Source organism: Parabacteroides timonensis (genome assembly GCF_900128505.1).
Taxonomy (GTDB): Bacteria; Bacteroidota; Bacteroidia; order Bacteroidales; family Tannerellaceae; genus Parabacteroides; species Parabacteroides timonensis.
In genome coordinates this window covers 1,802,628-1,815,280 of sequence record NZ_LT669941.1, presented here as the reverse complement: position 1 = coordinate 1,815,280, position 12,653 = coordinate 1,802,628, and the positions used below count along the sequence as shown (strand labels likewise).

Sequence of the window (12,653 nt, the reverse complement as noted above, 5' to 3'; positions counted from 1 at the left end):
TCTGGGCTTTGAAATTTAATAAGAGGCTGTTATTTCGCTTTCTTTCCCTGGTTGGCGACAGCTTCCATCAGCTTTTTGATTTCTTCGGGGTCGCCGAGGAAATAATCCTTCACGAGGTTCAGGTCGTCATCAAACTCAAGCACGTAAGGCACGGCGGTGGGAAGGTTCAGGTGAACGATGTCCTCGTCCGGGATATTGCGTACATATTTAATGATACCTCTCAGGCTGTTTCCGTGGGCCGTCACCAGGATCTGGTCGGAAGTCTTCAACGAAGGGAAGATTACCTCTTTCCAGTAGGGGAGGATGCGGTCGACGGTATCTTTCAGCGATTCCGTGCGCGGCAGCTCTTTGTCGGGCACCTCCTTGTAACGGATCTCGAAACGTGGGTTACGCGGGTCGTCCTCTTTCAGGGCATGTGGGGCCACATCGTAGCTTCTGCGCCAGATCAATACCTGTTCGTCGCCATATCTCTCGGCCGTCTCGCTTTTGTTGAGGCCCTGCAATGCGCCGTAATGCTTCTCGTTCAGACGCCAGCTTTTCTCCACCGGTATCCAGTCCTGGTCCATCCGGTCGAGTACATTATTTAATGTCTTGACAGCACGCTTTAAATAAGATGTATAGGCTTTGTCGAAAACGAAGCCCTCTTTGCGTAATAAATCACCGGCTTTGCAGGCTTCCTCTATTCCTTTTTCAGTCAGATCTACGTCGGTCCATCCCGTAAAACGGTTCTCTTTGTTCCAGGCGCTTTCGCCGTGGCGGAGCAAAACAATCTTTTTCATATTCTTTTTTATTAATGGTAACTCTCTGTGTATCTACATAACAAGTCGGATCTCGGAAAAGATTTTGAATTTTTTCTTAAAAAAGTTACATTTCTGTTTAGTACATTCTTTGTCTGAATTGTATTAATAATAGAAGCAGAAGAATATGGAAACAATTAACGAAGACATATTATTACAGTACATAGACGGAACCCTACCGGCTAGCGGTGTGACGGCTGTCGAAGAGTGGCAGGCTGCTTCTCCTGAGAATGCCAGGCTCCTGGAACAACTTTATTTCACCCACGAAGTGGTAAAACGCGTACGGGTGATGCAGTCGGTCGACCCCGACCAGGCCTTGCTGCGTTTCAAATCTCAGGTTCAGGTACTAAATAAGAAGGCGCGTCTGCATCGGGTTATTTCAATTTTGCAGCGGACGGCAGCCATTCTATTTTTCCCGATATTAGTTTTATCTGCATACCTATGGGTGCAGGGAGGCAAAGAAGAGGTGCGCATGGTTGAAGTGCGCACCAACCCGGGAGTCGTCTCCGCTTTCGACCTGCCGGACGGTTCGCAAGTATGGTTGAATGCGGCCAGCTCGTTGAAGTACCCGTCTGAGTTCGTGGCTGGCAACCGCCGGGTCGTTCTCGAAGGACAAGGTTATTTCAAAGTGACGCACGACGCAAAGAAACCGTTTATCGTACAGGCCGGTTCCGAATATGCGGTGGAAGTGCTCGGAACAACTTTCAATGTCGCAGCCTACGCCGATGAAGATAAAATCGAAACGACTCTGGTCGAAGGGTCGGTCAAAGTATCGGTACATTCGCTTGGCGGACAGGACGTTTCCCGTAAGATAAAACCGAACGAAAAGGCAACCTTTACGAAAACTACCGGCCAGTTAGACGTCGCAACGGTGAATACCGACCACGAAACGGCCTGGAAAGACGGGACAATCGTCTTCCGCAATCATCCGATGGATGAGGTGCTGAAAGTGTTGAGCAGGCATTACCACGTGAGATTCATGGTCAAAGACTCGACGGCTCTCCATTCGATCATTACGGCGAGGTTTAAAGATGAACAACTACCTCAGGTGATGGAATACCTCCAACTTGCCTCCGGCATAAAATATAAGATACAGAAAACACCCGTTACTTCCGGTCAAACGCCTGAAATACCGATAATTGAAATAACAAAATAGATAACTAGTATTAATTCTAAAACGATATGATTGCCTATGAAACAGACTTAGGAATAAGACCTTCATGTGCTGTCTCCAAACGAACAGCGTTAATTTTCTATTGTTTAATTTATTAAAAATCACAAAGTTATGATACACACATTGTGCATGCTTTGTAACCCTAAATAAAAATGATATGAGATACTCTTTATTTAAGAACTACTCAGAATTAAGAAAATTACTGGGTATTATCGTGGCACTGGTTGCATGTTGTAACCTGAGTGCTCAACAGATTTCCGGTGTAGTGACGGACACGAATGATGGATTCGGACTTCCCGGCGTAAGTGTTTTGGTACCCGGTACCACAGTTGGTACAATCACCGATGTAGATGGTAACTATACTCTTGATGTAGAAGGTGGAAAAGAACTGCAATTCAGTTATATAGGATACGCAACCGTTACGGTGGCGATCAACGGAAAGACTAAAATCGATGTACAATTAAGCGAAGACACACAAAATATTGAGGAGGTAGTGGTTACCGCCTTGGGTATCAAGCGCGAAAAGAAAGCGTTGGGATATTCGATGCAGGAGCTGAAAGGGGAATCACTCACCCAGACGCGCGACGCCAACGTAGCCAACGCATTGGCCGGTAAAGTGGCCGGTTTGCAGATCAAACAGAATGGTACCGGTGTAGGTGGTTCTACCCGTATCGTGATCCGTGGTAACAACTCTATCGCGGGCAACAACCAGCCGTTGGTTGTAGTCGACGGTGTGCCTATCGACAACTTCAGCGGTGGTACCGACGATTTCTACGGTAACGGTAATGTGGATAAAGGTTCCGGTATGTCGGATATCTCGCCCGACGATATCGAGAGCATGTCTGTCCTGAAAGGTCCGGCCGCAGCCGCTTTGTATGGTAGCCGTGCCGGTAACGGAGTTGTGATGATTACAACTAAAAAAGGCTCACAGTCGAAAGGGGTAGGCGTAAACTACAATTTGAACTTTACGGCTGAAGACCCGATGCAAACTCCGACTTTCCAGAACGTATACGGACAAGGCGCTGCCGGTGTATATAATAATAATGTATACGGAAGCTGGGGTCCGAAGATGGACGGATCGACAAAAGATATGGCTTTAGGTTCGTTCGGTTATGCCGCTCGCGACAACAATTTGTATAAAGACTTCCTGCGTACCGGTACTTCCTGGACGAACAGTGTCGATATCAGCAAGAGCTCTGAAGATATTACCTTCCGTGCAGGTGTGACCCGCCTCGACAACAAAGGTGTAGTTCCTAACAGCGGCCTCGACCGTACCTCTATCAATTTGCGTTCAACGGTTAAATTGGCCAAATGGTTATCTGCCGACATGAAAGTAAACTATATCAACCAGCATACCAACAACCGTATCAAGTTGGCTACCGACCCCGACAACATCTTCCTGAATTACCTGAGCATGCCGCGTAGTGTGGGTTTCTCTGATTATTCTGGTTATGAAGCCAACAACTGGAAACGTGCCGATGGTTCTGCTGCCGGTTTCCTGATCGACCATAAGACAAATGCTGAGAGTCCTTTCTGGTCTGCCTATCGTATGACCAACAGCGATAAGAAAGACCGTTTGATCGGCTTCGCTGCTTTGGACTTTACGTTCACCGACTGGTTGAGCTTGAAGCTGCGTTCAGGTATGGATAACTACACCGTTCAGTATGAATGGGTTCGTGGAACAGGTACACCGTACTGGGAAACTAACGGTAGTATGCAGGCCAAATCAGAAAAATTTAACGAAATCAACTCCGACTTCCTGTTGACAGCCAAAGGTAACTGGGATCGTTTCGGTATCGTGGGTACAGTAGGTGGTAACATCATGTATCGCTCTACCGCTCTTTATACCGAGAACTCCGGCGAGTTCATCATCCCTGATTTCCACGCTATCGCAAACGGTAAGACACATGGTGGCGAGTATGAAAAGACACGCAAGCAGATCAATTCTATCTACGCAACGACTTCTATGTCATGGGACGATTACCTGTACCTGGACTTGACAGCCCGTAACGACTGGTCGTCTACCTTGCCTAAGGACAATGCTTCTTACTTTTACCCGTCAGTGGGTGCAAGCTGGATCTTTACACAGATGATCAATAAGATGGGTGGTAACACCGGTTTCCTTTCTTTCGGTAAGCTTCGTGCATCTTGGGCACAGGTTGGTAACGATACCGATCCGTACATGTTGCGCGACTATTATAAGATCGGCTACGATATCAAAGGTGGTATTTTCAGTGCCAATAACGAGGATTGGATGGCTAATCCCAACCTGAAGAACGAAACGATCAACTCTTGGGAATTAGGTCTTGAGCTGAAAGGTTTCAACAACCGCGTAGGTATCGACCTGGCTTACTACAAGAAAAACTCAAAAGACCAGATCCTAAAGATCGATGTCCCTTCTGCAACCGGCTTCAAGAAGAAGATGATTAACGCAGGTAATATCGAGAATAAGGGTATTGAAATCGCACTTAACGCCACTCCGGTGATGACTGAATCAGGTTTTGTTTGGGATACTCAACTGAACTGGTCGAAGAATAAGAACAAAGTGGTTTCGCTGACTAGCGATACAAAGGAACAGATCCTGAGCGATCCTTCCGTTACATTCCTGAAAATCGTGGCTCACGAAGGTGGTGCTTTCGGCGATATCTACGGATATGCTTACCAACGCGACGATAATGGCAATATACTGATCGGTGAGGAAGGTGTGCCTTTGCGTACGGAAGACATGGTACTGTTGGGTAATAACCAACCGGATTGGATGTTGGGATGGAACAACTCTTTCTCCTATAAGAACTTCTCTTTGAACTTTATGATCGATATGCGTAAGGGAGGCGATGTATATATGGGATCTATTCGTCAGGGTACTAACAACGGTTCTTTGGAAATGACACTCGACGGACGTGAGGACGGTTTAGTCGTTCCTGGCATGCTGGCTAGCGGTACTCCGAATTCACAGAAGGTATCCGCCGAAAAGTACTGGACAAGTATTTCCGGTATCACTGAAGCCTGGATGTATGATGCTACGAATATCCGCTTGCGCGAATTGAGCCTAGGATACAGCCTGCCGAAGTCATTGCTTTCAAAGACTCCGTTCACAGGATTAAAGCTGAGCTTCGTTGCCCGCAACCTGTTTATGATCTACAGTAAGACCAAAGGGTTCGATCCTGAAGCTGCTTACACCTCTGGTAATGCACAAGGTATTGAATACGGTTCTATGCCAACTATGCGTAGCTTAGGTTTCAACCTGAATGTGGCCTTCTAAAAATCTACTAATTTTAAAAAGAATTGTTATGAAAAATGTTAAGATATTAGCTGCTTGTTCACTTCTTTTACTGGGCGTGTCCAGTTGCGATCTGACGGGGTTGAACGATAATCCCAACAAGCCATCCAACGATGTCGATTATAATATGAACGAGCCTCGCCTGCTCGGTACCGTGCGTGGCGGTAAAATTATTGATGGTGATGTAGAACAGCGTTTAAAGGCCTTGCAGGTTGACTTGTACTCGCAGATGGTAGTCGATGGAGGCGGTTGGTCGACAGCCAACTACGTTCAGAACGATGGGTGGAACCTGGTTATCTGGGAACAATACCTCAAACAGCTTGCTTCCCTGAATATTGTGATCCGCGACCTCTCGGCCCGTGGGGATGCTGAAGACTATGCAAATACGATTGCCTTCGCACGTATCTGGCGTGTGTATGTACACTCTATGGCTTCCGACCTGTTCGGTCCGATGCCTTTCCCCAAACCAAGCGATGATCCGGAGGCCAACCCTCCGTACCGTGAGATGGAGGATATCTATACGGAGTATTTCGCTGAACTCGACGAAGCTCCGAAGATGTTCACTTCCGGCGCGAAGAGTATCTTCACGGACAAGAGCAACGATATCGTATACCAGTGCGACAATGATGCCTGGAAGCGCTTCGCTAATTCACTTCGCCTGCGTTTGGCTCTCCGGGTTTCCGAAGTGGCTCCCAACGTTTGTAAGACACAAGCCCAGGCAGCGATAAATGCTGACGGCGGCTTGATCAGCAACTCGAAACAGAATGCTTACATGCCTCCGAAGGCTGACGGCTCATGGGGACAGGATTACAACTACGTCATGTTCCAGATCACCTGGGGTGGCCCGTTGAATATGTCGAAATCGTTTGAGAAACTGGTAACGAACATTGGTGGTGTAGCATGGCCGGCAGGTGTGGAAAATACGACTCCTACGCTGACAGGCGATGCTCCGATCCCTGTATCATCCGTGCATCCTGCAAAGGTTGACCCGCGTGCTCCGAAGATCTTCCAGCCTTCTATCACAGGCGGTAACTGGCAAGGTCTGCCGTACGGCGCTCGTTCGGAAGAACAGAACAAGGGCGACTATGTGGTAAAGAACTATGCCGAACTGGGTTATCTGGTGAAAGACGGTGGCAAGTACAACTCACGCCCGTACGACGTCTTCCTATACGAAGAAGTATGCTTCCTGAAAGCTGAATTGTTTGCCCGCGGTATCTTGGCAGGCGATGCCAAGCACGAATACGAAGAAGGCGTACGCTCTTCTTTCGAAAAGTGGGGTGTAGGCAGTCAAGCCGACGAATACCTGGCATCGACAGAAAAGAACCTGGCCGGTACAAGTGCCAAGTATGACGACCAGGCCGGAGCAGGTAACACAGCTCTTGAAAAGATCATCACCCAGAAGTACATTGCCGGTACTCCCGACTTGTCCTGGGAAGGATGGAGCGACAAACGCCGCCTCAACTTGCCTCGCCTGGATGTTGCTATCTACAGGGATGAAACCGTTTTCGGAGGTTATTCGAAAGATATCAAAGATCCGAAGAATTTCATCAAACGTATCAAGTATCCGGTTAAGGAAAGCCTGGTAAACAAAGATGAATACAACAGAGGTGTCCAGATGTTGGGTGGCAAGGACAACGTGGCAGCCAACCTATGGTGGGATAAAAACGCAAACTACTGTACGTCTGCTGAATAACCCCGAAAAAATATGATTTAATATCATTTCAACATAATTGATGTGTCACTCGCTTGAAGTGCTCTTTCTGTGAAGATGGAGCCTTCGGGCGAGTTTTTTTAGTTGGAAAAGTTGTATTTCTTCAATAATTGTGTACATTTACCCGAAATAAGTTCTGATTAGAGAGCATGATAAATAACGTTTCTATGAAAATTTACATCCTTCTGCTAGGTTTGCTTCTGTGTGTCGGGTTGCAAGGGCAAGTTATTCATGACGATCCGTTTGTGCTTAAAACGGATGTCTACGGGAAAACGCTGGCCGAAGTATTGGACGCAATCGAACAACAGACTGCTTATTCCTTTATATATGACGCCCGGGTGATCGACCTGTCGGCTCCCGTCCGTGAGCGTCTGCAAGGCCGTTCGCTACTCGACCTGCTCGACCTTCTGTTCAAAGATACCGACATCGCCTTCACGGTCGTTAATAAACAAATCATTTTGAATCACAGGGAATACGTCATCCGTATGCAGGAAAACCAGAACAGGCAGGTGGCCGGTACCGTGACCGACAAGGCTGGCGAGCCGATAATCGGCGCGAATATCCTCATCAAAGGCACCAGCCGCGGCACTGTGACCGACCTTGACGGCAACTTCATGCTCGACCTGCCGCCCAAGGCAACCCTGCAAGTGTCGTATATCGGTTACCTTCCCCAGAAAATCAATTACAACGGCGAACGTGTCCTGCGTATCCAACTGGCGGAGGACTCCCAACAGTTGGGCGAAGTGATCGTGACCGCCCTCGGACTTCACAAGCAGGAAGCCTCCCTGCCGTACGCCACCCAGTTTGTGGCAGGCGATGAACTGGTACGCGTGAAGGAGTTCAACTTTATCCAGACGCTGGCCGGTAAAACCGCCGGTGTACAGATCAACCGCACCTCTTTCGGCCTCGGAAACTCGGCAAGGGTCATCATCCGCGGCTACCGTTCTGTGTCGGGAAACAACCAGCCGTTGTACGTGATCGACGGTATCCCGATGCTGAACAGCAGCAACGAACAGGCCATTTCGGCCATCGGGGGCACAGCTGATGCCGGCAACCGCGACGGTGGCGACGGCATTTCAAACCTCAACCCCGACGATATCGAGAGTATGAGTATCCTCAAAGGTGCATCCGCCGCCGCTTTATACGGTTCGCAGGCCGCCAACGGGGTGATCCTGATAACCACGAAGAGGGGACATGCCGACGTGCAACGCGTCACCTTCTCGTCCAGCTTGACGGTCGACCGTGCCGTCAGCCTCCCCAAGTTCCAGAACGACTACGGCATGAACCGTGAGACAAATACCAGCTGGGGCGAACGTTCCGAACTGGCTGACTACGACAACGTTGGCGGTTTCTTCCGTAACGGCCTGACGGCTATCAACTCCCTCTCGCTCACTACCGGCAACGAGAAGATGCAAACCTACTTCTCTTATGCCAACACCACCGCCCGGGGGATTGTCGAACACAACAAACTGCAAAAGCATAACCTGAATTTCCGCGAGTCTGCCGGCTTCTTCGACGACTACCTCAAGCTGGATGCCAACGTCAACCTGATGACACAGGGCATCAAAGACCGTCCCGCCTCGGGCGGCTATTACATGAATCCCCTGGTCGGCCTCTACCGTTTCCCGCGCGGCGAGGACATCAGCGTGTATCGCGACCAGTTCGAAACCTTCAACGAAAAGCGCAACCTGATGGAGCAGAACTGGTACACAACGGGCGAGCTCGACATGGAACAGAACCCCTATTGGCTGACCAACCGTGTCGTGAATGACGACAAACGTACCCGCGTCATCGCCTCCCTGACCGCCACCCTCAAGGTGACTGACTGGCTGAACCTGCAGGCACGCGGCACAGCCGATTACGCACACGACACATTCCAGGAGAAAATGTATGCCTCCACCTCGCCCGCACTGGCGGGGGCTAACGGCCGTTACATCGACTTCAATTATACGGAAACCCTCTATTATGGCGACGCGATGGCGATGGCAAACAAGAAATGGGACGACATCACCTTCACCGCCGCCCTGGGGGGAAGCATCAACAGCCGGACGGTCAACTCGCTGAGGCTCGACTCGAAAACCGCCTCGCTGTACTACCCGAACCTCTTCACGGTGGCCAACATCATCATGTCTACCGCCGCCTATATCAACCAGAAGATCAACGAACGCCGCGTCATCCAGTCGCTCTTCGCCACCGCACAGGCAGGCTGGAAGGAAAGTTTCTACGTCGACCTGTCGGCACGCAACGACTGGTCGTCGACGTTGGCCTACACCCGTTACAAAAGTTTTTTCTATCCCTCGATCGGTTTGTCGTGGATCTTGAACAATTCCCTGGAAATGCCTCAGTGGGTCAGTTTCGGCAAGTTGAGAAGCTCGTGGAGTAAAGTCGGCAACGACCTGCCCCTCTTCCTCAGCAACCCTATCCCCGGAAGCAACGACCTGATTATAGCCGGTGGAGCGATCCAGACCAACTCCGGCGCCCCTTTCGACGAGCTGAAGCCCGAAATGAGCACCTCGTGGGAGGTAGGTACCGAATGGAAACTCTTCGATTACCGCTTCGATTTCGATTTTACCTTCTACAAGACGAACACGAAGAACCAGCTCTTCACGCTCCCTTCGTCCGCCGGGGCTACCTATAAGTACTACTATGTGAACGCGGGGAACATCCGCAATCAGGGAATAGAAGCCAGCGTCGGCGTCATCCCCCTGCTGACGAACGATTTCAGGTGGAAGACTTTACTCAACTTCTCCACCAACAAAAACAAAGTCATCGCGCTGCATCCCGACCTCAAGACCTTCATTTATGGCGACGAGGGTTTTTCTTCTTCCTACTCCATGCGGCTGGTCGAAGGCGGAGCGATGGGCGACATCTACGGCAAGGCCTTCAAGCGTGACGAGAACGGCCGGATCGTCTACACCAAAGACGAAGACGGCGACCAGATCCCGGTCGTGATCGGTTCCGGAAACACCGAGAAGGTGGGCAACAGCACCCCCGACTTTATGCTCGGGTGGGGCAACGCCTTTACCTACAAGGGTTTCAGCCTCTATTTCCTGATCGACGGACGTTTCGGGGGCGACGTGCTCTCGCAAACGCAGGCCGATATGGACCAAAAAGGAGTCAGCCTCGCATCGGGCGAAGCGCGCAACACGGGCTATGTCGACCTCGAAGGCACGCACCTCGATCCTTCCAAGTTCTATACCATCGTGAGCGGCCGCAACGGTTGCACCGAATATTATATGTATGACGCGACAAATATCCGTCTCCGCGAATTTTCGCTCGGCTACACGCTCCCGAAGCGGCTGTTGGAAAAGACGAAACTCTTGCAGGAGGTGCAGCTTTCGCTCGTGGGTCGCAACCTCTTCTTCTTCCATAAATCGGCACCTTTCGACCCCGATGCCGTGCTCTCGACCAACAATGACAACCAGGGCATCGACGTGTTCGGTATGCCGACCACCCGGAACCTGGGATTTAACGTGAAACTTTCTTTCTAATCACCACAGACGAAAATGAAAAAGATAACCGCCTATATCGCCCTGATATTGATGCCCGGATGGCTGGGGTTGACCTCGTGTACCGGACAATTCGAGTCGTACAACACCGACGGGACCGGGTTTCCCGACGACCTCAAGGAACAGGAATTCAACAAGTACGGGCTCCCCCTCAAAGTCGTGCAGCAGGGAATCTACTTCAACTACGATTGGGGCGGGGGGAAGAACTGGACGTTTCAGGTGATGCAGAACCTCGGTGCCGACATGTTCGCGGGCTATTTCCACGACTTCAGCCCCTACATCGAAGGAAGGGGTAACACCATCTATAACATGCAGGACGGTTGGAACGGTGCGTTCTGGGAGAACACCTACGGCTATGTCCTGCCCGAAATCCTGAAGTCTGAAGAACTCACCGAAGAAAAGTATGCATCCTTTTTCGGAATAGCACGCATCCTAAAAGTAGAAAGCATGCACCGTGTTTCCGATTTGTATGGGCCCATTATTTACACCCAGTTCGGGTCGAAAACCGGATCGATGCCCGACACCCAGGCCGAGGCCTACCGCGCTTTCTTCAAAGACCTCGACATCGGGATCGAAAAGATACGCGAATACCAGGAGGAAAACCCGAAGGTGGAGAACTTTGCCAAGTTCGATTTCCTCATGCCCAAGGCCAAACGTACCTACGACGAGTGGATCAGGTTCGCCAACTCCCTGCGTCTCCGCCTGGCTGTCCGCATCGCGATGGCCGACCCTCAGCTGGCCGCTTCACAGGCACATAAGGCCCTGGCCGACAGGGGCGGACTACTGGAGAACGACGACGATATCGTAGCCGTCTCGACCGCCGGCAGCGGCTACAACAATCCCCTGGGGGAGATCAGCGTAGCCTGGGGCAGTGCCATCATGAACGCTAACCTTGAGTCGTATATGGGAGGCTATGAAGATCCCCGCTTGCCCCACTACTTCAAGAAGGCTCTCGGCGGCAAAGGGGAGGAGATCGTGCGCGTGGGCGGCACGTTCAAGGGCATGCGTCAGGGAACGGGTTTCAACCATAAGAATTACAGCGAACATTCGAAGAGCACCATCACCCAATCGACCGACGCAGTGTTGATGACCGCCGCCGAAGTCTGGTTCCTGCGTGCCGAGGCAGCCCTGCGCAAATGGTCGGCCGAGGACGTGCAGGCCTGCTACGAGAATGGCGTGAGAGCCTCCTTTGCGCAGTGGAGTGCCGGCGATGTGATGCCTTACCTCAACAGTACCCGTACACCGAAAGGGTATCGGGATGCCTTCAACGCCGCCTTCGACGCACAGGCCATGAGCCGCATAACGCCGGCCTGGGACGAAACGGCCACGGACGAAGAGAAGCTCGAACGGATCATCACCCAGAAATGGATCGCCTGTTACCCCGAAGGCTGCGAAGCCTGGGCCGAACAGCGTCGCACGGGTTATCCGCGTCTCTTCCCCGTTCTGGTGAATGCCAGCCAGGGGACGGTCGACACCAACCTGGGCCCCCGCCGCCTGAACTTCATGGTTGGTATCAAGGCCTCCAACCCCCAGCAGTACACCGCCCTGGTCAATGCCCTCGGAGGTCCCGACCATTGCGGCATCCGCCTGTGGTGGGATACGGGAAGGAATTTCTGAAAATTCACCAAATCAGTAATATTGGTAATAATAACTGTAATTTATATTACATTATTTCTTTTGGCTCCCTTACCTTTGTATCGGTAATAAAATAGTATATTTACCGCTCAAAATAAATGAAGCAACCTATGTCGATAAAACGTTTTGGCGTCTCCCTCGAAGACAACCTGTTAGAATCGCTCGACCAGTATGTGGACGAAAATGGCTTTGCCAACCGCTCACAGGCCATTCGCTTCCTGATAGAAAAGAACGTGGCCGAGAAGAAATGGCAATGCAATCACATCGTGGCCGGCACTATCATCATCATGTATGACCAGGAGAAGACCGCCATCGCTTCAAAGATCGTGAGTATCCAGCAAGATTACCAGGATGTGATACTCTCTTCCTCCCAATATTATGTCAATCAGAATTTCTGCCTTCATATCGTTACCGTGATGGGAACTGCCCACCGCCTGACCGAACTGTCGGATAAACTGACTGCCATCAAGGGGATTAAACACGGCAAACTGGTGATGAGCCGGGCCGATTAATTATATTTTTTTGCATCCAAAGTAACACGATTTTG

At 50.6% G+C, this 12,653-nt stretch carries 7 protein-coding genes; 6 read left to right on the top strand and 1 reads right to left on the bottom strand.

Features of this window, described 5'->3' with window-relative positions:
* Nucleotides 1-29: 29 nt before the first annotated feature.
* Complete coding sequence (gpmA, locus tag BQ7394_RS14925; RefSeq protein WP_075558160.1) at nt 30-779, bottom strand: 2,3-diphosphoglycerate-dependent phosphoglycerate mutase; 750 nt, start codon at nt 777-779, stop codon at nt 30-32.
* 145 nt (nt 780-924) lie between these two features.
* On the opposite strand from gpmA, the gene BQ7394_RS14920 reads away from it, so the two are divergent.
* The 6 genes from BQ7394_RS14920 to nikR all read left to right on the top strand — a co-directional run bounded on the left by BQ7394_RS14920 (nt 925) and on the right by nikR (nt 12,618).
* The gene (locus BQ7394_RS14920; RefSeq protein WP_075558159.1) at nt 925-1,953 is read left to right on the top strand and encodes a FecR family protein; all 1,029 of its coding nucleotides are present in this window, start codon (nt 925-927) and stop codon (nt 1,951-1,953) included.
* A 175-nt stretch (nt 1,954-2,128) separates the two neighbouring features.
* Nucleotides 2,129-5,233 carry a SusC/RagA family TonB-linked outer membrane protein gene (locus BQ7394_RS14915; RefSeq protein WP_082211944.1) on the top strand — a complete coding sequence of 1,035 codons (3,105 nt, stop codon included), beginning with the start codon at nt 2,129-2,131 and terminating at the stop codon, nt 5,231-5,233.
* Nucleotides 5,234-5,261: 28 nt separating this feature from the next.
* Nucleotides 5,262-6,944 (top strand): SusD/RagB family nutrient-binding outer membrane lipoprotein, encoded by a 1,683-nt coding sequence (locus BQ7394_RS14910; protein WP_075558158.1) that lies wholly within the window; start codon nt 5,262-5,264, stop codon nt 6,942-6,944.
* A gap of 185 nt (nt 6,945-7,129) precedes the next feature.
* Nucleotides 7,130-10,453, top strand: a complete 3,324-nt coding sequence (locus BQ7394_RS14905) for a SusC/RagA family TonB-linked outer membrane protein (protein ID WP_075558157.1) — start codon at nt 7,130-7,132, stop codon at nt 10,451-10,453.
* A 15-nt stretch (nt 10,454-10,468) separates the two neighbouring features.
* Complete coding sequence (locus BQ7394_RS14900; protein WP_075558156.1) at nt 10,469-12,088, top strand: SusD/RagB family nutrient-binding outer membrane lipoprotein; 1,620 nt, start codon at nt 10,469-10,471, stop codon at nt 12,086-12,088.
* Nucleotides 12,089-12,216: 128 nt separating this feature from the next.
* Nucleotides 12,217-12,618, top strand: coding sequence for a nickel-responsive transcriptional regulator NikR (nikR, locus tag BQ7394_RS14895; protein WP_075558155.1), 402 nt, complete (start codon nt 12,217-12,219; stop codon nt 12,616-12,618).
* The last annotated feature ends 35 nt before the right edge of the window (nt 12,619-12,653 follow it).

What these genes read in the sequence shown, in the direction of transcription:
- BQ7394_RS14905 (WP_075558157.1), top strand. Translation starts at nt 7,130, where the DNA reads ATGAAAATTTACATCCTTCTGCTAGGTTTGCTTCTGTGTGTCGGGTTG.
- gpmA (WP_075558160.1), bottom strand. Translation starts at nt 779, where the DNA reads ATGAAAAAGATTGTTTTGCTCCGCCACGGCGAAAGCGCCTGGAACAAA.
- BQ7394_RS14910 (WP_075558158.1), top strand. Translation starts at nt 5,262, where the DNA reads ATGAAAAATGTTAAGATATTAGCTGCTTGTTCACTTCTTTTACTGGGC.
- BQ7394_RS14915 (WP_082211944.1), top strand. Translation starts at nt 2,129, where the DNA reads ATGAGATACTCTTTATTTAAGAACTACTCAGAATTAAGAAAATTACTG.
- nikR (WP_075558155.1), top strand. Translation starts at nt 12,217, where the DNA reads ATGTCGATAAAACGTTTTGGCGTCTCCCTCGAAGACAACCTGTTAGAA.
- BQ7394_RS14920 (WP_075558159.1), top strand. Translation starts at nt 925, where the DNA reads ATGGAAACAATTAACGAAGACATATTATTACAGTACATAGACGGAACC.
- BQ7394_RS14900 (WP_075558156.1), top strand. Translation starts at nt 10,469, where the DNA reads ATGAAAAAGATAACCGCCTATATCGCCCTGATATTGATGCCCGGATGG.